We start from the raw sequence: 25953 nt of genomic DNA on the forward strand, positions 1-25953 counted from the left end.
TCATGACGTGATACCGAGCAAGACGAGGGCGTCCGCCCAAAGCGGCCAGAGCGTGCGGTAGGGATGGGTCGCCAGCATTACGCCCCCGTTCGGAAGGACCTGCACGTGGTACGGGGAATGGCGCTCGATGAACCGGACGTGCCTGCCCGTGCGCACGTTGACTGCGGAAGTGGGCGCGCCCTGTTTCACCGCATCGATGAACTCGAGCGCGCGAGGCTCGACAGCGCGCCACTCGTCGTCTGATACGGCGGAGACTTCGAGCGCTTCGATGAGCGTAGCCGGCGGAGTGGCGAGCGCCGCGAGAACTTGTTCCCGTGTGAGCTCGGCGTCGTCTGGGAGACGGGCGCGCGGGCCGCGTCGTACAGCGCCGACATGCGTAGGCCGTTCGTCCCTCGATCGGGACGCGGCGCGGTCCAGGCTAAGGTGTTGGTCGACGCGCTCGACGTCGCTGGCGACGCCAACACAAGCCCCTCGTGGAGCGGCGTCGACGCGGGCAGCGAGCGCGTCCAACGATAGGCCCGAGGCGCGCCCCACGATGTCGCCGTCATGGAGGTGCACCCACGACAGGGCGAGATCGCGGGCGACCCTGGCGTCCGCATGGTAGGTCGCGCACGCCTCGATCGGGGCAGGTTGGGCCCAGGCCGCCGTGCACATGCCGGTCGTCACGTGGGCGTGCGCGCCCGGCGCGCACAGGCCGACCAAAATCTCCTCCATCTCCTGCTGGAGCTCCATGGAAGCGATCGCCGCCTCGACCTCCACGGAGCGCAGGCCGACGGCGATTTCGAGGCAGTCGGGGAACACATCCTTCCGCTCGCCCGTCCCTACGCGCAAAGGGCTGTACGGATACCAACGGGCCCGTGCTTCCCCATAGCACTCCAGGTTCAAGCCCGTCCTGGACAACCACCGCCACCGGGCGCCAAAATCCACGTCCACCTGTGAGCCCGACTTGAAGGCGGCACGTATCATCTCGATGACATCCTCAACGAGAACCCCGTCGCGCCACAAGCGTTCGGATGTTCCAAGCGTGGAGAGGCTGAGGCTGCACACTCCACCCGGGTAGACGAGCGCGGACAGCGCCTCCGCGAAAGCGTCGAGCCTGTCCGCTTCGTCGCACCACGCGTAAAAATCAGGGCCCGATTCGTTCATAGCTGGACGACCTTGATGAAGAGGAGCGGGAAGCCCTGGATCTCGACGGTCTTGCCTTCGACTTTGTTGAACAAGTAGCCGTCCTTGGTGCCGAAATTGGGATTGTTGAACGGCGCACCCCTGGGCATAATGATTTCCACCCTGTCGACGTCTCCTGCGAGCCCAAGACTCTTCAGCTTCTTCATCGCGTTCATCAGCTGCTTTATCGCCTTGCCAGCATCGACTTTCCCGGTATCCGATTCAATGCCCTTCGCCTCGCTCACGGCCAGCCTGTTCCCCTTGGTCACCGAGACGAAGTCGGGAGCCTTCGCCAGGTCACCCGGGGCATCCTTGAGGATCCCCAGCACCGTGCGCACCCCATCGTCGCCGACCCCGATCAGTGCCCGCCCTTCCCCCTTTATCAGGTAGAGCGCTGCCTTTTTCTCGAAATCATTCATCACTCCGGTCGTGACAGCACCACGCAGCGCCTTGTACCGGGTGCGCCGCGGTGCACGCAACGCAGTGGCAAGCTCCTCGCCAAACTGCGAGATCTCCTCGGCAACCCGAATCGCATCCGGCGTGAGCCCGCCGGCGCGACTGACCACGCGCCACATCGGCCCGACCGCCCCGAGCCCGAATCCTACCCCTGAGAAGATCCGCTCCTCGGTGCTGAGCTCCTGCCCCGACGGCAGGCACCACTCCTTGCCCGTCACCGCCTCGCACAGGTCGAGCGCCGGCCCCACCACCGGCACGAACCCCACCCCGATGCGCGTCGTCGCGTGCACCAGCGTCTGCATCACCTCCGCGTACGCCTCGAACCCCTCGCCGACCGTCGACATCGCCCCCGCGAACGCGCTGATCGTCTGGTAGAGCTGCGTCTGCTCCAGGTCGAGCCCGTCCCCCGTCCACTGGTTGAGGCTGTCCTTCATCTGGTCCGCGAGCGCGTCGAACCGCGGCTTCAGCACCGTGTCCACCTGCGCCCGCAGGTCCGGCGGCACGGGCGAGTCCTCGAACCAGTCCGACGCATCCATGAACCGCCGCACGACCCCGGCGATCCGGTTCTGCGCCTTCAGGAACGCGTTCGTCTCCGAAAGCGACACCCCCATCCGGTCGCGCAGCGCGATCTCCAGCGCCGCGCTGTTCGCCCGCCACGCCCTCACGTTCGCCACGAAGTCCGCCCGAAGGACTACCACCCCGCCGCTCACGTCCGCCTCCAGCGCCGCGATCACCGCGTCCGCGTACGCCGCATAGGGATCCCTCCCCTCGTCGAACGCCCCGTCCACCTCCGCGATGTCCGGCACCTCGACCCATGGCACCTCGCTCTCCCCGAGCGCGTACGCCCCCGGGTCATCCGGGTTCCACCCCTCGTCGCGCGCGTCCTGCGTCGCCAGGTCCGCCACCTCGTCCGCCTGCGCGCCGAACTCGTCGAGCAATCGCCCGAGCTCGTCCTCGAGATCGCGGACGCTCTTCTTCAGGTCGTCGACGAGCTGCTCCATCGCCGCCCGCGTCTCCGCGTCGACAACGTCCTTGTACCGGTCGAGGATCGCGTCGAGGTCGGTCCGCGAGATCTCGGCCAGCGGCCGGCTCACCAGGTCGTGCAGCTCGGTGTCGAGCTGCCGCAGCAGATCCATCCTCGCCCGGAGGTCCGCGACCTTGGCGGCGTCGCGGAGGATCGCCACCATCAGCCTGGCGAGCACGACCTCCAGCTCGGCGATGTCGCGCGCCAGCGCCGGGTTGATCTCGGCGAGGCGCAGGTCGACGTCGGTGCTGCCCTCGAAGCCGGTCCCATCGCGGCGGAGGTTGAAGAGCGGTTTGTTCAGCCCGAGCGGCTCCGAGACGAGGTGCACCACCTCCTGCTCGTGGGTACACCAGTTGCCGCCGTTCACGGTGTGGACCCCGAAGTGGAACTCGTTTCTGCCCATGCGGAGCAGCACCGAGTCGAACTCCGCCTCGAGCGTGTTGCTCCGCGAGCCGTCGCCGTGGATCTGCAGCGCGCCCGGCACCCCGTAGGTGGGCAGCGGCGTCTGGTTGACCTCGAACATCGCGCTGCCCTCCGTCTCCAGCTCGGTAGAACCGCACGAATCGGCATCACCGTGGCTGCTCCACAGCACGGTGTACGGCGTGCGGGTGCCAGCCCACGCCGGCGACGGCGCCAGCACCGCCAGCGCCGTCATCAGCGCGACAACCTTCTGGAACACCGCGGCGCAGAAGCCATGCCGCGCAACGTCTTTCGAGCCTCTCATGGCCCCTCCGCGCCGCGCACGGCGGCGTCATACGCGAGCGCGGCGCCCTTCACGTCGCCCGCGTCGAGCCTCGCCTGCGCGGCGTCGAGCGCCGCCGCGGCCATTCCCTTCTCCCGCAGCGCCGCGAGGCCCGCCGCGATCTCCCGCGGCAGGCCGGTCCTGAGCTCCGCCTCCGCGGCGTCGAACCGCCCGCGAAGCGCGGCGCACCCGGCCTCGCGCCACGACGACCCCGCCGCCTCGCAGAGCGGCCGCAGCTGCACCAGCGCCAAGAGCTCCCCGCATCGCTCGGCCAGCAGCGGCAGCCCGAGCTTCTCGCTCACCGGCGGCGCCGCCGACAGCGCCGCTGCCCGCGCGCGCGCTCCCTCGCTGAACCCCTCCGACGCCTTGCGGATCCGCGACCGCGCGATCGCCTCGCGCGCCCCCTCATCCGCCTGGAGTAATTCGAGCGCCTGCCGGCGCAGCGCGATGCCGCTGAGCAGCCCGGTCGCGGTCGCGTCGCTCCGGGCGACGCGCCGCTGCGCATAGCCCAGCATCGCGCTCAGCGAGCGCAGCGCCCCCGAGGTCATGTCCGGCACCACCGCCCCGTGCGTCGCGAGGACCTCCTTGTGCGGCGCGATCTCCTCCTCGAACGAGACCGCGAACGCCTGGAGCTCCGCCGACAGCGTCATCACCTCCGCGGCGAGCTCGTTCGGCGCCCGGCTCGCCTCGCGCGCCGCCGCGAGCACCGCCTGCTCCGCGCCGCCGAGACCTTGGATGTCCGACCGCGACGCCTCCGCCGAGAGCGCCGCGTACGCCGCCGTCTCCACCGCCTCGGTCGCGCGGTACGCGGCGAAGCGCACCGCGGCGGCCGCGTACCGGGATCGAAGCGGCGCGGCGTCGTCCCTGGCCTGGTCGAAGATCGCCTGAACGACCGCCATCGCCTGCTTGTCCGCCGCGATCCTGCCGGCGAGCGGCTCCTTCTCGGCGCTCGCCTTGTCGGCCATCGCCTGCTTGAAGTTGTCGGCCGCGCGGACCGGCTCCTCCTCGAGGACCTCCTTCTGGTGATGCCCGACGACCGCGAGCAGCCCGCGGAGCTCGCCGTGCAGGGTCGCCCGGAGCGACTCGGCGTTCTTCTCCTCGTCGCGCACGTAGGCCACGGCCCGATCGAGGTTGTCGAACCAGGCCGTGAGCTCCGCCTCGCTCGCGACGAGATCGTCGAGCATCACGCCGTTCGGCCGCGGCGCCCACATCTGGATCGGCAGCGCGCCGCTTTTCTCGGCCTCGCGCCACGCGCTTCCCGGGCCCTCGCTCGCGTCCACGCAGTACTCGACAGTGCTGGTGTCGGCTTGCGCGCAGAAGCTCCCGCGCGCGTCGTCATCGCGATCCCACAAGCACCCGCACGCCATGGCGCCGAGCGCCAGGGCGGCGAAGGCGGCGACAAGGGGCGTCGGCCGTGACCTCGTTCTCCTTCTCGTCCTCATCCCCATTCCCTCCACCCTGCGATTTTTCTCACCAGCGCACGCTCGCCCGCTCATTCCACGGCTACAAGCGCCATGATGGGAGCGATAGGACATTGCTCAGCCGAGGAGCGCGCCCCGAGATCCACCCATCCGTCCTTGGCGGAGAGGCACCGGTGGGCTGCGCGGGGAAGGCACGGACCTCACCGAGGTCGAGGCAGCAAAAAACCGACGGGGGCACCAGTGAGAAAGCCCTTTGGGTGCGGCTCTTCTGCGACGACAGCTAAGTGCCTGAAATCACGTGCTTCATCGCGAGCATTGAGGCGATCGGAAGGTCATCGTAAACACGCCGGAAAGGCTTCACGCGCCGGATCTGATTGCTCATGCGCAATCACAGCCCGGCTCTCGACGAAATGCAGGCGGTTCGGGGCGGGTAGCACTCAGTAATTGGTTCGCGCATCCAGTGGCCGGTCAAGTAGCAGCAAGTGGCTCGATCGCTGAGGAATCGGCTCGTTCCAGAAGAGCCGCACCCAAATGAAAATTCGTTAGTCGTTAGTGGTTTGTTTCCGGGTTCAGGACGCAGGATGCGGCGCAGAGCGCACATGAGAGGGAGAGCAGCAGATCAGGGCACGGGGCTCAACGAGAGGGATTCCGGGTATACGAGAGGAATCGAGCCTTCGATGGTCTCGGACACTGTTCCGATGCCTTACGCGGCGTCCGCCCTATCTCTCGCCCATGCGGCCCTCGGCAAACGGGATCGAGGAGGTGACGCCGGCGGCGGGCCGGCGGAGCTCACGGCGCGCCCGGCGCTCCGGCAGCCGCGGCCGCCGCTCCCCGGCCGAGGATCGCGAGCTCCGTCTCGATCCACCGATCGAGCTCCCCCTGCAGGCTGAACAGCGCCAGATCGAACTCCCGCCCATTGACGACGATGAACGGCGTCCCCGAGAGCCCGGCGCGGTCGGCCTCGGCCTTGTCGCGCGCGATCACCCGGGCGGCGGCCTCGCCCGCCATGTCGGCGCGGAATCGGGCCATGTCGAGGCCGACCTTCTGCGCATAGCCGAGCAGGTCCTTCTCCTCGAGCCGCCGCTGGTTCTCGAACAGGAGGCGCTCCATCTGCCAGTAGCGGCCCTGCGCGTGCGCCGCGATGGCGGCGCGCGCCGCGGGCTCGGCGTGCGCGTGCGACCGGAGCGGGTACACCTTGTGGACCAGCCGGACGTTCGGCGCGTGGCGCTCGAACACCTCGTCGAGGAGCGGGACCGCGCGGCCGCAGGAGGGGCACTCGAAATCCGACCACACGACGATCTGGACCGGCGCGCGCTCCGGCCCCCGGGACGGTGAGTCGGCGAGGTCGATCTTCTTCACGTTCGGACCGAACCGCACACCGTACGCGGCCTGCGCCTCGGCGGCGCTCGCCCCGCCGCGGATCTTGTCGGCGACGAGCTGCGCGGCCGGCACGCAGGCCGCGCAGGGGCGCGACTCGCGGACGCACTGCGCGAGCGACACCGCCTGATCGGAGCAAGGCGCGTAGAGCTGCGAGACGAGCTGCCACCACGTGTGGCGCTCGCGGCGGACGAGCTCGGTCGTGTTCACGCCGGGCAGCTCCTCCGGCTCGCCGCCGGGAGCGTCGAGCGGGGCGGCGCCGGGCGGGCCGGGGAGCGGAACCGAGGAAGAATCCGCGAACTGGGGATCCTGCCGCTCCGCGCCGCCGCATGCGGCGAGCGCGGCGAGCGCGGCGAGCGCGAGCCGTCGTGCACCTGATCTCGGAATGAACACGCGCGGATGCTACACCGCCGCCGCGGCCGAGCCAGGTCGAAGCGCCGCCTGGGACCCACGCGCCTCACCCGCCGGCGCTCACGGCGCACGCCCGGCGCCGCTGCCCCCTCAAGAAGCCCCCTCAGAAGGCGCCGCCGAGGCCGAAGGTGGCACGGTCCGGCGCGAGGCCGACGTGCGGCGCGAGCCGGAGTCGCGGCGAGCGGAGGCGGATGTAGTCGTAGCTCTCGGTCGTCGGGGGCTCCTCGTACTGGAGGACGGCGATGTCGACGATGTTGGCCGTGAGCAGCCCGAGGCTGCTGCCGATGAGCATGCCAGCGAGCGCGTCCCACCCGCCGCGGGAGTCCGAAGAGCTGCCGATGAGCAGGCCGACCATGCCGCCGCCGAGCGTGCAGCCGGCGTTGAGGCCGAGGCTGGCGAAGCCCTTGCCGAGGTGGCCGTTGGCCCAGTGGGTGACCGGACCGCCGAGCACGAAGGCGCCGGCGGTCAGCCAGGCGAGCGGCTCGTTCTCCGTGGCGACGGCGAGGGGCACGAGCCCGAGGGTCCCGCCGAGCACGATGAGGTGCTGCCAGCCGTACCAGGCGCGCTTCGGCGTCGGCTGCTCGAGCGCGGGAGCGCTCCCGGGCTGCCACGGGTAGGGGGCCGGGCTCCTCGCCCACGCCGGGGGCGGCGGGGGAGGTCCGGGCGGCGAAACGCCGGCCGGCGGCGCGGCGCCGGGCGCCGGCTGCATGGCGGCCGCCTGCTGCGCCGCCGTGAACACCACGGTCGCCGCGCAACCGAGCCGCAGCACCTCGCGAAGCATGCCTGTCATCCAGCGCCGCTCTCTTCCTTCTCTCACCCCTTGACCCCTCGCAGCCTCTTCTACTTCCTTTCGCTCGGCCGCCACACTCAAATCCGGGCCCGCATCCACGTGAGCGGCGAGGGACGGCCCCTCCGGCGGCGCGCGCCGTCAGACCCAGCGCCGCGTCGACCGAGCGTAGGTCTCGTATGCAACGCCGAACCGGGCGCGCATTCGCCGCTCCTCGAACGCGATGCAGTCGATACGGCGCCGGGAGCACCGACGCGCGCGGCAGGAGGGCGTGCGTCAGCCACATGACCGCCACCACGAGGACAAGGAGGACCGGCGGGAGCAGATTGCGCGGGAATGCATTCTCGTCGAGACCATCGTCGAGGCCGCAGCTCGCGTTTTCGACGCGCACGGCTACGACGGGGCGAACACGAACGAGGTCGCCAGGGTCGCGGGGGTGAGCGTCGGGTCGGTTTGCCAGTACTTCCCGAACAAGGACGCTCTCGTCACCGCGCTCCACGAGCGCCACGTGCGCCACATGCTGCGAATCCTCGACCAGGTCGGCGCGGCGGCCGGCGCTCTCCGGCGGGCCATCTCCGACGCGATCCTCGGCTATCTCACGCTCGCCGCGCAACCGACGCGGGCGGCGAGCCCGACGGACCGGCCGTAGGCGCGGCGCACGCCGCCGACCTCTGGGACCGTCGCTCGGGCCTGTACCTGCAGTCCATCCTCGCGTTCGGCATCCCCTGTCCTGGCTCATGGATCGAATCGAGGAGCTCCGAGCCGGGCGTGAGCCTCCGCGGCTACCCGAGCAGCGACGCCGCGACGCGCGGCGCCTCCCGCGCCGGGCACCCCATCCAGCCCGAGAGCCGCTCCGCCGGCTCGCCGCTCGCGAGCGCGCGGCGCACCCGCTCGGCCACGTCCGCGCGGAGCGCCCGCGTCCCGAACACCGGGTAGCCGATCGCCGCGTACGCCCTGGGATCCACGCCCCGCGCGGCGGGCACCGACACGGCGCCGGGCGCCGGGCACGCGGGCACGCAGCCCCGCCCGAACCAGGCCGCGCACAGCGCGAGGCGGCGCTCCAGCGCGCCGCGCCGGAGCAGCTGCTGCACGTAGATCACGCGCTCGCCCACCTCGATGCCGCGCGCCTTCAGCAGCGCGAGGTCCTCCGGCGCGAGCTCCGCGATCTGCTCCTCCGCGTCGCGCGCCGCCGCCGTCCCGAGCCCCTGCTCCAGCTGGTAGACGATCCCGCGCGCCGCGCCGGGGAGCGCGCGCACCTCGGGCGATCGCAGCGGCCCGAGGAGCTCCTCGACGAGATCGCGCGCGAACGCCACGAGCCGCCGGAGGACGCGCGATCGCGCCCCCGCGCCGAGGTCCTCGATTTCCGCGAGCCGCACGTCGGGCAGGAGCAGCGTCGGGCCGCGCGCGAGCTGCCCGAGCGGCCGCTCGCCGTCGGCGATCCGCCCGCCCACGTCCACGGAGAAGCGCTCGTGCGGCGCCCCCACGATCGCCTCGACCCAGCGCGCCCGGTCGTCCTCGGGCGCCGTCGCCGCCGGCCCCGGCGCGAGCAGCGCCCGCAGCGCCGCGATCCGCGCGAACGGGTGCCCCGCCTCCACCGCCGGCGGCGGCTCCGCCCCGGCCCGGCGCGCCGCGGGGCGCGCTGCGGTCCGCGGGCCCCGCGCCGCGCCGCCGCCGCGCTCGACGAAGCGCTGCACGAGCCGCTCGTGGAGCGCGTCGCTCAGGCGGTCCTCGATCGCCCGCGTGCGGTCCTGCCACGCCGCCGCGTCGCGGACCCAGCGGCCGTGGTTCGAGATGTAGGTCCACGTCCTGATCGACGCGATCCGCGTGATCAGCGTGTCGATGTCGCCGCCCGCGTCGTCGATCTCGGCCACCCGCGCGGCCATCCAGTCGGTGTCGAGCGCCGCGCTCGGGCCCGAGAGCTGCCCGTAGATCTCGGCGAGGAGCGCGACGTGCGACTCGAACAGGAGCTTGCGGAAATCGGGGATGCGGCAGACCTCCCAGAGCAGCCCCACCGCCTCGCTGCCGCGCGCGCGGGCTCGAACCGCCGGGTCCTCGGCGAGCCGCGTCAGGGCGGCCGTGTCCTCGGCGTCGTCGACGAGCTTCAGGCTGCGGGCGCGCGGCCGCTGCCGGAGCGACGCGAGGAGCGCGTCGATCGAGCTCCGATCGAGCTCGCTGTTGCGCCAGAGCAGCCGCCGCAGCGGCGGGAAGCGGTGCGCCTCGATGGCGGCCGCGACGCCGTCGGGGAGCGACAGCGGCGCGACCGTGCCGAAGGTCCCGTCCGCGAGGTGCCTGCCCGCGCGGCCGGCGATCTGCGCGAGCTCGGCGGGGTCGAGGTCGCGCACGTCGCGCCCGTCGAACTTGCGCAGCGCCGCGAACGCCACGTGGCGCACGTCGAGGTTGAGCCCCATGCCGATCGCGTCGGTCGCGACGAGGTAGTCGACCTCGCCCGACTGGAACAGCGCGACCTGCGCGTTGCGCGTGCGCGGCGAGAGCGCGCCGAGCACGACCGCGGCGCCGCCTCGCTGCGCGCGCAGCCGCTCGGCGATCTCGTAGACCTGGGCGGTCGAGAACGCGACGACGGCGCTGCGCGGCGGCAGCCGCGAGAGCTTGCCGGCGCCGGCGCTCGCGAGCCGCGAGAGCCGCGGGTGCTGGACGAGCCTGGCGGTGGGCACGAGCTCGGCCATGAGGGGCCGCATCGTGTCGGCGCCGAGGAACCACGTCTCGCGCCGGCCGCGCGAGAGGAGCAGCCGCTCGGTGAACACGTGGCCGCGCTGGTCGTGCGCGGCGAGCTGGATCTCGTCGATGGCGAGGAAGTCGACCTCCAGATCGGTCGGCATCGCCTCGACGGTGCACACCCAGTAATCCGGCCGCCTCGGCACGCGCTTCTCCTCGCCGGTCACGAGCGCGACGCGGGCCTCGCCGACCCGGGTGGTCACCCGATCGTAGACCTCGCGCGCGAGCAGCCGCAGCGGCAGGCCGATCATGCCCGAGTCGTGCGCGAGCATGCGCTCGATCGCTCGGTGGGTCTTGCCGGTGTTTGTCGGGCCGAGGACCGCGGTGATCGGAGAGGCGTCCACCATGCCGCGCGCAGCTTAGTACCGCGACAGCGGACCGCTCGCGCTCGGTCTTCGTCGCGTCACCGTGCCCGTGGCATGATGGGGCGAGATGCCAGCCGTTGTAAGAATCGCGACACTGGGCCCCGCCTCTGCTAGACCCCGGGGGCCCGGACGCATGGACACTCGGACGCGGAAGGCTCGAACGCATGCTGTCGCTTGAAGCGGGGAGCGTCGTCGGTGGGAAGTATCGCCTGGAGCGGCCGCTGGCGGGCGGCGCCATGGGCCTGCTCTGGGTGGCGCGGCACCTCCAGCTGGAGGTCGAGGTCGCGATCAAGTTCATGATGCCGCAGCACGCCGACTCCCCTGTCGCGCGCGCGCGGTTCGAGCGTGAGGCGAAGGCGTCCGCCCAGCTCCGGACGCCCCACGTGGTCCACGTCTACGATTATGGGCTCGAGGGCGACACGCCCTATCTCGCGATGGAGCTCCTCGAGGGCGAGGACCTCGCGGCGTATCTCGAGCGCCGCGGGCGCCTCACGCCGGCCGAGACGCTCGGCATCATGAGCCAGGTGTGCAAGGCCCTCCGCCGCGCGCACGAGGTGGGGCTCATCCACCGCGATCTCAAGCCGGCGAACATCTTCCTCGCGCGCCAGGGCGAGGAGATCGTCAAGATCCTCGATTTCGGGGTCGCCAAGGCGATCGGCACCGGGCTGGCCGCCGACGCGACGAAGACTGGCACGCTCATCGGATCGCCGCATTACATGAGCCCGGAGCAGGTGCGCCGGAGCAAGACGATCGACGTTCGCAGCGATCTCTGGTCGCTCGGCGTGATTATCTTTCAATGCCTCACGGGCCAGCTGCCCTTCCCCGGCGAGGAGCTCGGCGACGTGCTCGTGGAGATCTGCACGGGCGACATCCCTGTTGCGTCGCAGCTCGCGCCCGAGCTCTGGCCCGAGCTGGATCGCTTCTTGGAGCGCGCGCTCAAGCGCGAGCCCGCAGAGCGCTTCCAGAGCGCGAACGAGCTCGCCCGTGCGTTCGCCTCGGCCGTACAGCGCACGGCGGTCCCGGATGCGCGCGACGCGCTGGATTCCGCCGAGGCCCTGGCACAGGGCGGCCTGCTGGCTCACGGCAGCGTGCCGGCTCACGGCAGCGTGCCGGCTCATGGCGGCGTGCCGGCTCATGGCGGCGCGCCGGGCTCGGGCGGCGCGCCGGGCTCGGGCGGCACGGTGGCCCTCGATGACGCGGTGGTCCCCGGCGGCACGGTGGTGGCGGGAGGAGGGACGGTGGTCGCGGACCGCATGCGGGTCCCGGGCGGCATGCCAGGCCCGGGCGGCACGCTGACGGCGGGCGGCACGCTGGAGGCCGTGGGAGGCGCTCTGCCCCTGCAGGTGGACCGCCGCTCCTCGTCGTCGCGGACGCTGCTCGCCGTGGCTGCCAGCGTCCTGACGGTCGGCGTGGGGATCGCCGCGGTCGTCCTGCTCCTCTCGCCTGCTCCGGAGGCGCCCGCCACGCCGGCGACGGCGCCCCCGCTGGGCGCCACGGTAGCCGCCGATCCGCCCGCCCTTGTGGCGGAGGAGCCCGCGCCCCCTCCGAGCGCGAGCGCGCTCTCCACCGCTTCGGCATCGGCGGCCCCGGCCGCCGCCGACCCCTCCCCGACCGCCGCGGACCCCTCCCCGACCGCCGCGGACCCCTCCCCGGCCGCCGCCGACCCCTCCCCGGCCGCCGCCGACCCCTCCCCAACCGCCGCCGACTCCTCCCCGGCCCCCCCACCCGGCGCCGCGAAGGCCACCCTCAAGCCGGCTCGCCCGCCCGCCAAGCGGCCCTCCCCGGCCGCGCCCTCCAACAAGGGCGCTACCGAGAAGGATCCCACCTTCGGCTTCTGAACGAGACGAATGCCCGGGACCCCGCTGTTCGCCGGCTTCCGGGGCTGCGTGCAGACCGACGCGTCGAGCAGCTCGCGGAGGCTCACAGCGCAGTCCTCGGCCACCGTTCCGTCGCCGCCGCGTACGTCGGCGGCCGGATCGCGACGCAGCAGGTCCTCGTCGCCCGCGTCGCCGCCGCCCACCCCGAAGCGCAGCGCGTCGCCGTCTTCCCCGCGATGCTCGGCGTGACGACATGGCGCTTCATCGCGACGCACGAGGACGCTTACGCCGCCGGCAGACGCTCGAGTTCATCGTCGACATCGCCCCCGACGGCGCGGTGACGCGCGCCCGCCTCGAGCGCGGCGGCTCCGCCCGCGAGCTCCTCGACCGCTGGCGAGAGTAGCTCGCCGCAGCTGCCATCGCATGGCGGCCCTGGGCTTCGACACCACCCTGTGTGAGGTCTGGGGCGTCTGGGGCTTGCCTGATGCGGCGTAGCGGCCGCTGGGCGTGACGACGATGACGTGGGCCTTGAGCGGGGCTTCCAGCTCCGCGGAGAGGTGGCGCAGCTCCAGGGTCATCGCTTCGTCCTCGCGGGTCGGCGTCGGGTCGCCGCTCGGGTGGTCATGGGCCAGGACGAAGCTGTGGGCGGCCATGTCCAGCGCCGTGCGCAGGACGGTGGAGCGGCCGACGTAGAGGGCGTCGTCGGAACCGCGGGCGAGCTCGAAGGCGGCGGCGAGCCGGGTCGCGTCGAAGAGGGCGATCTGGGTGCGCTCGGCCAGCGCGGCGGGAGAGAGGCGGCCGAGGGAGGGGAGAGCGGCCGTGCCGAGGATGCGCGGACCGACGCCGGGCAGGCCGAGCACCATCTCGAGGAGGGCGGCCTCGGTCGCGCTTGGCAGCTCGGCCGCGGTCTCGATGGGGGGCGGCTTCGGGCGCCGTCCCGCGTGGAGGAGAACTCGGCAAGCCGCGGCAACCTGAACAGCACCGCCGCTGATCGGCCGGGTCGTTGCAGGGGCACTCCTTCGCTTCCGAGGGGTAGGGCATCGAGGGCCCGCTCGCGCCTTCGTCCGGTGTAGCGACCGAACGGTCCTGCGCCGGCCTCCTTGACAAGGTGGGGCATCCTTCGGATACGCTACCTTTCCACGATGCATGGGGGCGGCACGTGGGGGTGGGGTCGGAGTTATTTGCCGTCGATCGAGATCGACGTCTTTGACGCGAATCGAAAGCGCTTCGAGGAGGCGGAGGCCGCTTCCATAGTCGCCCGCGGCAATTTATTACAGGCACGCAGTTTGCTTCGCGGTGCGCCGTCGCCGTCCGAAGCCCATCAACGGGGATACGTAGTTATGCAGCGGCGGCCTATCTCCGGAGATGCGCAGATAGCCTGCGGAAGATCGCGACCTATCCTCGGGAATACGAAGATCTGCCATGGGGCGCCGCGACTCATCTGCGAGAATACGGGGATAGGGCGCCACTGTTCGCAGCCTACATGCGAAAACACGAAGATATGTCGCGCAGCACAGCTGATTGCGACGTTGGGCGGGCGGCACGCGAGCCTCGTCCTACAGTCGGTTGACACCTACTTCCGGCTGGCGAGTCGTGGTAGCGTGCGCTCATGAGCGAGAGAGGGCGAAACTCGACTCCCGCGGAGCGGGCGATCCCCTGGAGGGCGGCGATCCACAGGCCGCCGCCGCGTACCTGGAGATGCTGAGCGCCTACCTGGTACCTCGGCAGCCGGAGGGCAGGCGCAGACGTTCCTGCGCGACGGGCGCGCGCCACAGATGCTGGAAGGAGCGCGTTGTGGTACCTTCGCGCCCATGGTGGACCCGGGTCGGATCGCATACCGCGGCTTCGAGTACCAGATCCACGCGACCGCGTGGCTCCTCCTCTCGTGGCTCATCGATCATCAGCTCGGCGCCGTCATCGAAGTCGAGCCCCTGTCCGGCGAGGATCTCGAGCTCCTGCGCGCTGATGAGCCGACACTCGATCTCGGCGACAGGTCGACGGCGCTCCACACCGAAGGCGGGGCGTCCCGCTACATTGTGCAGATCAAGGGCCGCAGCGCCGGTGACTGGGGCAAGAGTGAGCTCAACGCCATCCTCTCGGGCGAGGACGCCAGCTCCTCCGAAGACGAGGAGAGCGCGCCGAACTCACCTCTCACCGGCCGTGTTCGTCCGCTCGCGCTCCTGGAGAGCGACGTGGAGGCTCGCTTCCTCTTCCTGACGGACGGTGTCCTGGGGAAGGGACTCTCCTCGCTGCGCGTACAGGAGCCCTGGTTCGCGCCACGGGCGCTGAACCCGGAGGACATGCCGCGAAGTTTGAAGCACGCGAGCGAAGGGGTGGCGGGGCGCGTCGGGGTTCTGCAACAGCACCCGCTGAAGCTCATCCAGACGGAAGCGAAGGAGATCCTCCAGAGGTGCCTCCACGTCCCTCACGCGGCGCGCGAGGCTTGTCTGGAGGCGATCTTGGGCCGGGTGCGCCGGGCCATGCTCGATCGCAAGGAGGCGCAAATCACGGCCGCCGAGCTCCGCTCCATGGTGGCGGCACACGCCCTGCCCACCGAGAGCGAGCCCTTCGTGGAGCCGAAGAGCTTCGACGAGGTCCGGCGGCACCTGGAGAAGAGCCACGCCATCTTCCTCCTCGGCGCGCCGGGAGTCGGCAAGACGAGGGCGGCGGAGCGGCTCGTGCTCGAGCACAGGTCCCGCGCGGAGTCCTTCGCTGTCATCAGGCTCGACCAGAACCATTCCCCGACCACCCTGCGCGAGTATCGGAGCAGGACCGAGCCACACCTCCTCTTCGTCTCCGATCCCTTCGGCAGATACCAGCAGGATCCGCGCTCGAACGACTGGCTCCGGGAGCTCGACGCGCTCTTGGGCGCTGTCCACCCCGATCTGCGCGTGATCGTCACCTCCAGGACGAGCTTCGCCAAGCCGCCGCTCGAGGACAAAAAGAGTGGTTTGTGGCTGCATAAGCACGCCGTCGTGCTCCGCGAGAAGGACTTCGACCCCGCGGCGCTGCTCCGGGCGCACCTGGATCACGACAAGTCGATCGACGGCTCGACGCGGGGCTGGCTCCAGGAGCACGCGCTGGATATCGCGCGCCAGCTCACCCGTCCGCTGTCCTATCAACGGCTCATCGATCTCGCCCGGGAGGTCGACTCCGAATCGAGGACCGAGGAGAGGATCGCCGAGATCATTCGCGCCGCATCCAACGCGGAGCTCGGTCAGGATCTGATAAAGACCTTCGAGGCCGAGTCGAATGAGGTGCTCATGGGTCTCACCGCCGTCTGGCTCGCCCTGGAGACGTGGGGCCAGCAGGCGGGAGACCTCAAGGGCCACCTCGATTGCCTCGAGGAGGATCTCTCCGACCTCGGAGCCGAGGTCACGGGAGCCTCCACCAAGCTTCGCGCGCACGGCTGGCTGCGCATCCGCGGCGACCGCTGGGAGATGCACCCCGTCTACCTCGAGGGCTGCTTTCAGGCCCTGAAGTCGCGCCGCCAACTCGTCCGCCGTGTCGCCGAGCGCCTCCTCGACGCGCTCCTCGGACGCGGGGATCTCTCCGCCGTCTCGTCGATGTGGCGGGCGCTCGACGGTCGAGAGCTGCTCAAGAACACGTTCACCCGCAAGATCCGGGACGTTGCCCGATCCCTGCTGAGGGCGGGCTCGGACGGCGTGATGGGATCGGACATCTTCGTGTCCGCATTCACGCTGCTCGGCGCTCACGGCGACATCGGGCACCCCGTGGACGCGCTGGTCATGGCGCTCACGTTCTCCGACGACAGCGAGAGCTCCGGCTGGGGGCACACCTGGAGGGCGCCGCCCTGGGACGCGGAGACATGGCGGGCGGTCAAGGGAGAGCCGGCGACGGAGGCGATCGTCCGCGAATGGATGCGCCAGGGCTTTCCCACCATGCCAAGCTTCCTCGTCACTTCTTCCGAGAGAGCCCTGGTCACCTTCCTGTATCAGCTCGCCGATGTCTCCCACGAGTTCGATCGGCTGGTGGAGGACATCGAGGGCGACTTCATCTCCGATGTGATTGCGGAGGGCGCGGTGCGATCGAGAACCGCCGACCTCGGCGCGCTCTTTGCCCAGGCGATCACTCTGCACCAGGAGGCGGAAGAGTGGGCGCGGACCACGGAGCCGTCCGACGAGGACTCGTACGCGGAGGACGACTACTTGGCGGACGAGTGGTATCGCCGCATCAAACCAGCCCATGCCCTCATCGACGCGCTCCTAGACGAGCACGCGCGCCGCGGAGCACACGACTGGGCGGCGAGACAGACCGAGCCTCTCGTGTTCGAGCGCTTCGCCGAACGCATCAAGTCAGACAAGGTGTGTGCCGCGCAGGTCGTGGCGGACGTGATCGCCGCCTGCCCTGCCGACGGCAAGGCCGAGATCGTGAAAGCGGTCTTGCAACAGGCTCGCCTCCTTGACGTCGCGCTTGCGGCGCTCCCGTCCCTTCCGCCGCACACTTGGGGAAGGATCGTCCGTGACGGGCTCGGGGTAGACGACGCTGCCCCTTCGGATGACCAGGAGCGCCGCTGGCGCGAGGTCGTACTCCCTGCTGCCCAGCGATTGACCCCGGAGGAGCAGATCATCGTGGCGTTCGATGTCTCGACGTCGGAGGCGACCAGCGAGCTCGCCCGGCAAATCTGCGGCTACCTGGAAGTGGACGCGCGCGACGCCCTCGACGCGCTGGGAGCGGCGAGGCCACGCGATCTCTCGCCTGCGGCCGCCACGCTCCTTGAGAGGATCTGCGACTCACCCGCGGATGCGGCTGGCCCGGCCCTGCGCGCGCTCGCGGCGGCAGGGCACTCGGTGGACAGCAGGATCACGCAGTGGCTCGCGCCGGACGCGGTCGTCAGTCGGGGCACCGCCGCGCTCGACGCCGCGGCTGTCCTCCCACAGAGCGATGCCGTTCGGCTGCTCTCCCATGGCATCCAGCACCGCCGGGCCCGCGTCCGGAAACACGCGATCTCCTTGCTTGAAGCGCACGCGGATGAATCCGCGACGGCTGCCCTCGTCCAGGCGGCGCTTGACCCGGTGGCGAGCGTACGTATCCAAGCCGCGAACGCGCTCTCGGGTAGACCGGCGCGCGCTGCATGGGAGGCCCTCCTCGAGCTCCTGAACGATAGGACGGACACCTCCGAGGCTGCTCGCATGGGCCATGGGTGGGGCGACGAGCACCACCCTGAGTACGGCGTCGCCGTGGCCGCGGCGAACGCGCTTGACCGGCTCGATCCTTGGCCAGCGGAGCTCGTTTCCACCATCGACGAAGCCCTGAAGCCCGACGCCTCGAAGCCTCTCATGCGGCGCACTGCCCGGACGCTGCAAAAGATGCGAGCCACCCATAAGAAGTCCTAAATCACCGCGCAGGAATGTCGATCTGATGTTATTCGAGGATCCTGCTCGCGCGGCGAGGACGGCATCTTGCTCCACTGCGCTTCCGGCCACGGCCGCTCGGCGATGGTCGCGGCCGCGTTGCTTCTCGATCGCGGGCGGGCGACCGACGCGGTGCAGGCCGAGCCGAGGCTCAACTCCGCCGATGTCGTCCGGGTATTCGGCTGAACGCCACCCAGCGTGAGCTCCTGCGCGCGATGAGCATCGCGTAGAGTCATAGAGGATGGGATCCCAGAACGGCAGCGACGAACGTGAGCTCGATCTGTGCCGCCCAACAAGGGGCTGGTGACCGACGGCTGGGTGCGCGTAGCGCACCCAGCCGCGGCACAGCCCCAAGTCGTTCGGCGGGCATGACGCAGCCGTCGAGCGGATTGTACGAACCGGAGAGGAGGGCGTCGTGCCCCTGAGCATCGTCGCAACCGATACCAGTCCTGAAGTCGTCCACCGCGGACGATCATATAGCGGCATCCGCTGCGGGTGCAGCGGCCGCGGTCACTACCTTTTCGTTCTTCCGCTGACAGACGAAGAAATTGCTGAGATTGGTCGAGCCCCATGGGGTGGCCGCGGAGGTCGCAAACACGGACCTTCCGGCGCATTGTGGTATGTATCCGCGAACCCAGCGTGCCGTGTGCCCGGCACGGGACTTCGACCGTGTACGGATGGCGACGAGCATGGCCCTGGCCCAGTCAGGCTGACGGACGCTGACCGCTCCGTACTCGCGAAGCTTGCGCTTGAATGGACTCTTCCCTGCGAGGATGCACCGCCGGCGACGAGTGCGCCATCAGCGGTGCCGCCTGCGCATGCAAGCCTGCTGCTGGCACCAGACGACCTTCGGCGATCTATTCTTGAGTGTCAACACTGCTTCTCCGAAGGAGGACGATGTGCTCACCACGAGGATCTTGTGGGTGGTTACAAGCAGAACGCGATCGTGGTGGTGGGCATCAACCCGCAAGCACACCCGGACAACACCCAGTACCGACGCTTCGAGCAGGCGTCCAACGAACTCAAGCTAGCATTCGGCGATCACGCTCTTGACTGGCTTGCCGGCCGACCCATAAAGCGGGTCTTTGATGAGAAATTTTACTGCGAGCACGATGGTTTGAACAGGTGGCTCCCGATGGTTGCCGAGTTGCTGTCGGTGACGAGCAGCGAACTTGCCGACCACTTCGTCTTCGTGGAATCGTTCAAGCACGCCACGTCGCACCAGGGGTCCTTGAAAGCTCTCGGCAATGCGGCCACCATCAAAGCGCAATGTCCACGCAAATGGCTGCTCCCACAGCTTAAACAGCTGGCCCCTCGTCTCGTTGTGTTCTGCGGCAATACCGGCGCAGAGGTGGCGCGTGCCCTCTTCCCAGCCTCCTCTCTGCCGCGCGATGGCATTACCAATATTCACGGCGCTGGACCGTTCCCAGTAGCCGAACTTGGCGCATACGCCACGTTTTGCATCGCGTTCTCGAGGCACACACGCGCACGGTGGAAGAGGGGCGGGGACGATGACACGGGGCTGACCCGTGCGACATCTGCGCTTCGGCAGCTGGTTCGGGATGTGATCGAGGTTCGCGCCATGACGGGCGTAACGGAGCGCCGTGTGTAGCGAGCCGACCAACGAGGGCCTGCACCCGACCGCGCTTCGCGCGGCGGCTGAGGCCCCAAGGCGTTGGACAGCATGTTTTCGAGCGAGGTAAGGCGCTGATGGAGGCCGGAATCACGCTGCTCACGTCCTCAGACTTGGCTACGTACGTGGACCATCGAATCCGCCAATCGCGCGAGTCCGGTCAGGGTGGGACGCCACCGTCGCACTTCTTCACTGCCGACGAGATACCAACGGCGGAGAGACTGCGTGCTGAGCGCGCGGACGGGTGGAGCAAGCCAGTGTCGGATCCCTGTTGGCTGCGAACGTGGGGTACCTGGGTGGACGGAGCCCTTGTTGCACATATAGAACTGCGCGGGGCGACGTACAGGGCAGCTCTTCATCGCGCTACGCTGGGCATGGGCGTGGAGCGCCGTTTTCAGCGAGCAGGCATCGGAACACGGTTGATGGAGACGGCTCTTGCCTGGGCACGAGCGGAGGCGTCAATTCATTGGATCGATCTCGGGGTCTTCTCTGACAATCACGTAGCCCTGTGCCTCTATGACAAGCACAGCTTCATCGAATGTGGTCGGGTCGACGATGCGTTTCGTATCGATGATAGAAGCATCACAGCGCTGCAACTGTGCCTTCGAATTAATGGCTAAATGGCTACGCACCTTGAGCCAAGGTGCTCTTCTCGATGTACGATGCTGTCCAACGCCTCGGTTAACAGACGGCGCACAGCCGCGGGAGAGTCGATCGCGGCAGCGACGGCGGCGTCGACGGGCAGCAACGCGGTGCGTGGTGTGGGGACACCAGCGTTCGTGAGCACCGAGTAGAATTGATCGAGCCCGAGGACCCGCTCCACATTGTCGGGGAGGTCGAGCACGCACGTGGCGCCGGCAGCAACCGCCCGAGCGACGACGGTTTTGTAGGCGGTGTGAGGGAGCATCGGCAGATCGATCCAGGACACACTGCCGCGGACCCCCTGCGGCGCGTCGAGCAAGGCCACGTCGCAGACCGCGAGGTCCCAGCCATGAAGGCGGGCGAGTTGGGCCCAGAACCCATGGCGACGCCGGATCATGGCCATGTTGCGGGGGTCGGCCTGGGCATCGAAGGCACGGTTGAGGTCGGAGATAAGAGCGACGCGGGACACAGGTCAAGCATCGCACGTTTCCCTGGATCAGGACGACTCGGCGCCCTTGGTGCCAGCGTCTTGATGAGGGCGTCGCCGGGGAAGCCGCCGAACCAGCCGCTGGTGCTGACGGGTCACGCTGCCGCGCCCCGCAGCACACCGGCATGGCGTTGCGCGGGCGGAGCGGCGCGGGCCGCCGGGGGGCGACCCCCTCGACGTCGCCAGGGATCGGGGACATTTCGCCTGCCGCACAGGGATTGAGCACGCGGAAGACGGTGAGCTGCGCGGCATTGTTGCTCCTCGCCGCCGTTTCTTCGCTCCATTGCGGCGGCACGGTCGGTCGTCCACCACAGCCCGCGGAGCGTGCACTTCTCCTGCATCGCGGACGGCGCCGCCGCGGCCACGGGCGCGAGCCTCGGGAAGCTCAACATCAGCCTCGTCGCGGCGAGCGACGCCGGCATCGAGACCACCTACCAGCGCAGGTGGACCGGACAGGCCATGACCCTCCGCCCGTCGGCCGCCTTCCACGCGCGCTTCCGGGACGTGCCGAGAGCGCAGCTCGCGGCGGCCAGCCAAGAGGTCCTCTCCTTGCCTGACGGCGAGGTGTTCGAGGAGGTGCCGACGCCTCCCGCCGGCGCGCCCCGCTGACGGGCGGCCCGGGTGGTGGGGGGAGCTTGAATTGCTCGACCGATCACCCCGATGGCCGCCGCTGCACCCGGGCCTGTGGACGCGCCGGCTTCCTCTGACGCGGTTCGCTGGGCGAGCTACAATCCAGTCCAATCCAGCTATTCAGGAAACCGGCGCGTCTCCACAGCGACGCCGTCCTCGCCCGAGATCATCTTGCCCTGGTCGTCCCAGCTGATGCCGCCCTTGCCCGGCGGCCCCAGCGTGAAGGTGACGCCCTCGACCGTGAGCCGGTCCTCGTCGAGGGTTGCGATGCCGATCGAGTCGCCGCCGCGCCCCGGACCGCCGTAGCCGCCCTCGCCGCCGTAGCCCCCGGGGCCCCCGTTGCAGGAATAGGCCGAGCGGTCCTCCAGCACGCCGCCCGGTGCGCCCCGACCGCCTCGTCCGCCTCGCTGGGGCTCGCCGCCGTCGCCGCCCTCGCCGCCCTTGTACGTCAGGATCTCGCAGTCGCGCACGGTCACCCTGGCGTGCAGCGCGACGATGCCGATGCTCGGGTACCCGTTCCCGCCCCCCCTGCCGCCTCGGCCTCCGCAGCCGCCGGCCCCGCCCGAGCCTCCCCCGGCGCCCCCCTTGGACGCCGCGCCGCACACGCCGAGCCCGCCCCTGCGGCCGCCGCCTCCGCCGCCGCCCTGGCCCGGCGTACCCCAGCCGCCGTCGCCGGCCCAGTCCGCTTCCCAGCCGGCGTCGCTGATGCGCCCGATGCCCTGGCCGGGTGCGCCGGCGGTGCCTCGCGCGCCATAGATCCCGTAGTTCCCGTGCGTGCAGCCCACGTCGGCCACGTCCCCGCTTCCTCGCCGTCCGTAGTTGCTGGGGTTCGGCGTCGGGGTCGGCTCGCCGTCGCGCCCGTCCTCCGCGCCGCCGGGCAATCCGTCACCGCCCTTGCCGCCGACGCTCGGGAGCCCGCCCTCGCACGGGTTCACCACGGCAGCCCCGCCGGCCACGGTCTCCGCCGAGCAGGCGTCGCCGCCGTACATCCCATCGGGGCCGTCGGGGGCGTCGCTCGGCCCGGGCAAGTCCTCGCCGTGATACCCCCCCCACCCGGCGGCGGCGCGAAGCCAGCCTCGGAGCATCTCGACCTCGGTGTTCGACTGGACGAGCATGCCAATCGGCTCCGATGAAGTGATGCCCATGTCGACGATTCTCGATATCCCGTCCGCGGCGCCCGTGTCCTCGGCGGTCGCCGGTACGATGGTCAGGGCAATCGCTTGATCGTGGGTGGTCTGAAGCTGGGAGCTGCTCCCTGCCTGACGCCACCACTGGAAGCAATGGAACCCTCCGAGCAGATCGACCCCGGAGGGCAGCACCAGCGGACCGAAGAACCCATCGGCACAGACGAACACGCGCCCGCGCCCGGTGCGCGCGATCTCGACAGCGCGCTGGAGCGTGCGCACCGGCTTGTCTTTCGTCGTGCCGGGGTTCGCGTCGTCACCGCCTCCGAATTCGTTGGTCACGAACACGCCGCAGCCGTCCACCAGCTCATCGGCGGCGAGGCGCTCGAGACAGACCGACTCCGGCGGCGCCTCGTCGTGACACGCCGCGGAGCCGTCGCACGGTGCCCCGCCGACGTCGCTCGCGGCCGGTGCGGTGCCGCACCCGGCCACGACGCACAGCAGTGCAAGAACCGGACAGGTCGTTCGGATCGTTCTCATGGTCCTCTCTCGGCGCCGCACGGCGCGCACCGCCACGGTCAATTGGGGGGGCCTGGATCAGGCGCATCGAACGGACGGTAGGCCATGCCGTCGCCAGGCTCGCCCCGGCCCCGGTCGTCGTCAGGAGCCGCATTGCCTCCGAGGCCGCCGTCGGCCCCCCGTCCAAACTGGACGATCACGCCCGGATCGATGCTCACGAAGGCACCGATGAACGCGACGCCGTAGGACGAGCCCCCGATGCCGCCGCCGGCGTCCCCGCCGCGGCCTCCACGGCCTCCGCCCCCGCCCCCGCACGCGTTCAACATGTCCGTGCCCTCGAGACCCCCGCCGGCGCCACCAACCCAACCGATTCCCCCCGGTTGGCCCCTTCCGCCGGCGCCCCCCTGACCCCCGTTCCCCGTGGTGATCTCGGTCGCCTCGAGCGTGAGCGCGCTCCCCTGCAACGCGACGATGCCGATGCTCGAGCCGCCGTAGCCGCCCCCCTTGCCTCCCCGACCTCCGCAACCGCCGCTCCCGCCCGATCCGCCGGCCGCGCCGCCCTGCGGTCTGCCCGCGCGGCACGCGATCGTGCCGTCTCGCCCTTTGCCGCCGCCCCCGCCGCCTCCCCCTTGACCGACGCCACCCCTCTTGCCGTTCTCGCCTCGGACGCCGATCCATCCATCGCGGCCGAGGTGGCCCGCGCCCACCGCGCCGGCAGCGCGCCCGCCGTCGGCACCTTCGGCGCCCCGTGCCCCCGGTGTGCACGCGCTGCTGCCCGCGCCGGTCCCCGCGAGGCCTTTGCCTTCCGGATTCGCCGCCGGCTCCGGCTGGCCCGGCTCCCCGCCGCCCCCCGCGTCGAGCCCGCCGTCGCCCCCGTAGCCTCCAATGGACTCGGTTCCATCGTCGCACACGGTCACGACCGGAAGGGCACCCGTGGCGAGGTCCGCCGTGCAGGCGTGCGCGCCGTGGTTCCCCGGCGCCCCGTCGGTCGCCCGCTCGCTGAGCGCGTCCTCGCCCGACTCCCCGTCCTTGCCGTTGCCCGCGACGATCGCGCTGTCCCGCACGATCGCCCGGGTCCCCGCGCTCAAGATCATCGCGATCGACGACTTGCCATCCGGCGCCGATGCGTCCGCCGCCACGGCGCGCACGCCGAAGACCATGGAAGTCGCGTCGTCCCACGGGATGCTCCGCAGGTCGTCTCCCTCGACGATTCGCAGCGGGATCCCCTTAGGCGGCGCGATGACGGTGGGCTCGTCCGGCCCGTCGAACGACCACGCGTACGACCAGTCGCCGTCCTCACAGCGGCGGCCGCCCCAGAGATCGACCCCGGAAGGCAGCGTGATTTCCTCCTCGAACGACCCGCCGCACGCGTACACGCGTCGGGTCGGCGGCTTGCCGTCGCCTCGTCCGTGCGCGGCGAGCCCGATCGCGTGTTGCAAGGTCTTCACCGGCGCGCCCTTCGTGCCAGGGTTCCCGTCGTCGCCTGACGACGCGCTGACGAACACCCCGCACCCGTCCTTCGCCGGACTCGCCGCAGGATCGCCGTCGCACGGCGACGCCGGCAGCACCGGCGGCTTCTCGCCGGGGAGCGGCTCGCACGTGAACGTCCTCGCGCAGTCGTCGGCGTAGCACCCGGACACGCCCGCGGCCCCCACGGCGCTCAGCGCGAGGACCGCGATGCGACGAGCAACCCCCCGGCATCGATCCTGGAGCCTACGACGCACGAGCTCCCCTCCGCCTCGCCCCGCGCCCCGACGGAGGAGCCCCTTCCTGCTCGGGGACCGCCACCGGAAAGGCGCGGACGCCCTCGGCGGACGGCGCGGTCCCGCCGAGCGTCACGCAGACGTCCAGCGGTGGCTCGACGACACGCATACGCGGACGGTACGTACGCGAGCCGCACGGCGTCAACGGGGTAGAGATCGCCACAAACCGGCGCTTCGGATGAGAAAAGACAATCCGATGCCGTAAAGCGTTTGTCGGTCCCTGGTATCGGAGGCTGTGCGAGTGAGTCGAGGTACGTCGCGTGGCACGCTCTCCATGGGACACCGCACCGGACCCGTGCCCGCGCGCTGGTTCCGAGCGGATTCCTCCAGGCGCGAACGCAGGGTCCACCCGTGGCGCCCAGCCGGGCCGGCGCGCTGACTGGGGTACCAGCCACCCTCCGCGCCGCTCAGATCTTCGCGCTCGTCAGCCAGTGAGGATTCTTCGTCGTGCCGTCGAACCGCTCCGTGGTCTTGAACTGCTCGTGCTCCCCTCTGGCCCCGAGCGGGGCGGTGCGCACGAGGATCGCCGAGACGCGCTCCTTGCTGAGCGGCTGGAACGTGTACGCCGCCTTGATCGCCTGCTTGAGGACACCCATCGTGTCGCAGCCGGTGATCACCACCGACGTCGGCAAGCTCATGGGATAATGCAGGCAGTCCACCGGCGAGACCACGCCGGACTTCGCGATCTCCCCGCCGGCGAACGGCTTCATCCCCAGCACCCCGATGCCCTGCTGCGTCAGCGCCGGGAGGACCCTCTTCTCGAAGCTCCGGTAATGGGGATCCAGGACGTTGAGCGGCATCTGCACTGTGTCGAGCGGGACGCCCTGCCGCTCCGCCATCTTCAACATGGCGAGGTGGATGTCCGGGTCCTTGTGGCCCGTGAAGCCGATGAACCGGATCTTGCCGGCCTTCTTCGCGGCCACGAGCGCCTCCATCGCGCCGCCCGGCCCGTAGATCTGCTCGGGATCGCTCATCCGGATGATCTCGTGCATCTGCACGAGATCGATGACGTCGGTGCGCAGCCTTCGGAGCGACTGCTCGAGCTGCGCCTCGGCGGACGCGCGGTCGCGGCCGTCGAGCTTGGTCATCAGGAAGGCCTTCTGGCGATATCCATCCTGGAGCGCCTTGCCCATCCGCTCCTCGCTCTTGCCCGCGTGGTAGTCCCAGCAGTTGTCGAGGAAGTTGACCCCATGATCGATCGCGAAGCGGACGAGTCGGAGGCTCTCCTGCTCGTCCTCCGGGATCGCCATGTGGTAGCCGCCGAGGCCGATGAGGCTGACGTTCACGCCGGTCCGCCCGAGAGGCCTCGTCGGCATCACGCCGCCGGACGGCAGCTCGACGTCCTCGCCCCCGGGCGCCCCGGGCGCAGGCCCCTTAGGAGGCTCCTGGGAGCCCTCCCCAGGAGATGTGGCGTTTTGCCACACCTGCGCGCTTCCTGCGCACGCGCCGAGCGCCACGCCTGCACCCACGGTATGGAGAAATG

The 25953-nt window shown here is 70.4% G+C and carries 17 protein-coding genes and 1 pseudogene; 7 read left to right on the plus strand and 11 right to left on the minus strand.

The window, feature by feature from the left end:
* The 5 genes from WMF17_RS39205 to WMF17_RS39225 form a co-directional block, all read right to left on the minus strand.
* Complete coding sequence (locus WMF17_RS39205; protein WP_437646158.1) at positions 1 to 1146, minus strand: hypothetical protein; 1146 nt, start codon at positions 1144 to 1146, stop codon at positions 1 to 3.
* A complete protein-coding gene (locus tag WMF17_RS39210; RefSeq protein ID WP_437646160.1) occupies positions 1143 to 3368 on the minus strand; it encodes a hypothetical protein in 2226 nt (741 codons plus the stop codon). The genes WMF17_RS39205 and WMF17_RS39210 overlap by 4 nt, the downstream gene beginning before the upstream one ends.
* Positions 3365 to 4738, minus strand: a complete 1374-nt coding sequence (locus tag WMF17_RS39215; protein WP_437646162.1) for a hypothetical protein — start codon at positions 4736 to 4738, stop codon at positions 3365 to 3367. The genes WMF17_RS39210 and WMF17_RS39215 overlap by 4 nt, the downstream gene beginning before the upstream one ends.
* 858 nt (positions 4739 to 5596) lie before the next feature.
* On the minus strand, positions 5597 to 6577 hold the full coding sequence (locus WMF17_RS39220) for a DsbA family protein (protein WP_437646164.1): 981 nt from the start codon (positions 6575 to 6577) through the stop codon (positions 5597 to 5599).
* 121 nt (positions 6578 to 6698) lie between these two features.
* The gene (locus WMF17_RS39225; RefSeq protein WP_437646166.1) at positions 6699 to 7385 is read right to left on the minus strand and encodes a hypothetical protein; all 687 of its coding nucleotides are present in this window, start codon (positions 7383 to 7385) and stop codon (positions 6699 to 6701) included.
* A gap of 268 nt (positions 7386 to 7653) precedes the next feature.
* Between WMF17_RS39225 and WMF17_RS39230 the strand changes: the two genes are divergently transcribed.
* Positions 7654 to 8031: a TetR/AcrR family transcriptional regulator gene (locus tag WMF17_RS39230; RefSeq protein ID WP_437598550.1), complete on the plus strand. Its 378-nt coding sequence runs from the start codon at positions 7654 to 7656 to the stop codon at positions 8029 to 8031.
* Between the two features lie 133 nt (positions 8032 to 8164).
* On the opposite strand, the gene WMF17_RS39235 is transcribed toward WMF17_RS39230, so the two are convergent.
* Entirely contained in the window at positions 8165 to 10462 is a 2298-nt protein-coding gene (locus WMF17_RS39235) for a helicase-related protein (RefSeq protein ID WP_437646167.1), read from the minus strand.
* 182 nt (positions 10463 to 10644) lie between these two features.
* Between WMF17_RS39235 and WMF17_RS39240 the strand changes: the two genes are divergently transcribed.
* Complete coding sequence (locus WMF17_RS39240; protein WP_437646169.1) at positions 10645 to 12318, plus strand: serine/threonine-protein kinase; 1674 nt, start codon at positions 10645 to 10647, stop codon at positions 12316 to 12318.
* Positions 12319 to 12782: 464 nt separating this feature from the next.
* Here the strand turns inward: WMF17_RS39240 and WMF17_RS39245 are convergent.
* Positions 12783 to 13160, minus strand: a pseudogene (locus WMF17_RS39245) (JAB domain-containing protein); the annotation flags it as partial.
* 948 nt (positions 13161 to 14108) lie between these two features.
* On the opposite strand from WMF17_RS39245, the gene WMF17_RS39250 reads away from it, so the two are divergent.
* From WMF17_RS39250 to WMF17_RS39265, 4 genes are all read left to right on the plus strand, one after another.
* A complete protein-coding gene (locus WMF17_RS39250; protein WP_437646171.1) occupies positions 14109 to 17654 on the plus strand; it encodes a hypothetical protein in 3546 nt (1181 codons plus the stop codon).
* A 66-nt stretch (positions 17655 to 17720) separates the two neighbouring features.
* Positions 17721 to 17858 (plus strand): hypothetical protein, encoded by a 138-nt coding sequence (locus WMF17_RS39255; protein ID WP_434042998.1) that lies wholly within the window; start codon positions 17721 to 17723, stop codon positions 17856 to 17858.
* A 733-nt stretch (positions 17859 to 18591) separates the two neighbouring features.
* Positions 18592 to 19284 carry a hypothetical protein gene (locus tag WMF17_RS39260; RefSeq protein WP_437646173.1) on the plus strand — a complete coding sequence of 231 codons (693 nt, stop codon included), beginning with the start codon at positions 18592 to 18594 and terminating at the stop codon, positions 19282 to 19284.
* 98 nt (positions 19285 to 19382) lie between these two features.
* Positions 19383 to 19925, plus strand: coding sequence for an N-acetyltransferase family protein (locus WMF17_RS39265; RefSeq protein ID WP_437646175.1), 543 nt, complete (start codon positions 19383 to 19385; stop codon positions 19923 to 19925).
* On the opposite strand, the gene WMF17_RS39270 is transcribed toward WMF17_RS39265, so the two are convergent.
* Positions 19922 to 20416: a hypothetical protein gene (locus tag WMF17_RS39270; RefSeq protein ID WP_437646177.1), complete on the minus strand. Its 495-nt coding sequence runs from the start codon at positions 20414 to 20416 to the stop codon at positions 19922 to 19924. The two genes, WMF17_RS39265 and WMF17_RS39270, sit on opposite strands and share 4 nt — an antisense overlap.
* A 342-nt stretch (positions 20417 to 20758) precedes the next feature.
* Between WMF17_RS39270 and WMF17_RS39275 the strand changes: the two genes are divergently transcribed.
* Complete coding sequence (locus WMF17_RS39275; RefSeq protein ID WP_437646179.1) at positions 20759 to 21043, plus strand: FmdE family protein; 285 nt, start codon at positions 20759 to 20761, stop codon at positions 21041 to 21043.
* A gap of 137 nt (positions 21044 to 21180) precedes the next feature.
* Here the strand turns inward: WMF17_RS39275 and WMF17_RS39280 are convergent, their stop codons facing one another.
* The 3 genes from WMF17_RS39280 to WMF17_RS39290 all read right to left on the minus strand — a co-directional run bounded on the left by WMF17_RS39280 (position 21181) and on the right by WMF17_RS39290 (position 25786).
* The gene (locus WMF17_RS39280; RefSeq protein WP_437646180.1) at positions 21181 to 22728 is read right to left on the minus strand and encodes a hypothetical protein; all 1548 of its coding nucleotides are present in this window, start codon (positions 22726 to 22728) and stop codon (positions 21181 to 21183) included.
* A gap of 38 nt (positions 22729 to 22766) precedes the next feature.
* Positions 22767 to 24431, minus strand: coding sequence for a hypothetical protein (locus tag WMF17_RS39285; RefSeq protein WP_437646182.1), 1665 nt, complete (start codon positions 24429 to 24431; stop codon positions 22767 to 22769).
* A 446-nt stretch (positions 24432 to 24877) separates the two neighbouring features.
* Positions 24878 to 25786 carry an aldo/keto reductase gene (locus WMF17_RS39290; protein WP_437646184.1) on the minus strand — a complete coding sequence of 303 codons (909 nt, stop codon included), beginning with the start codon at positions 25784 to 25786 and terminating at the stop codon, positions 24878 to 24880.
* Between the last annotated feature and the right edge of the window lie 167 nt (positions 25787 to 25953).

The organism is Sorangium sp. So ce362 (genome assembly GCF_051519845.1).
Taxonomy (GTDB): domain Bacteria; phylum Myxococcota_A; class Polyangia; order Polyangiales; family Polyangiaceae; genus Sorangium.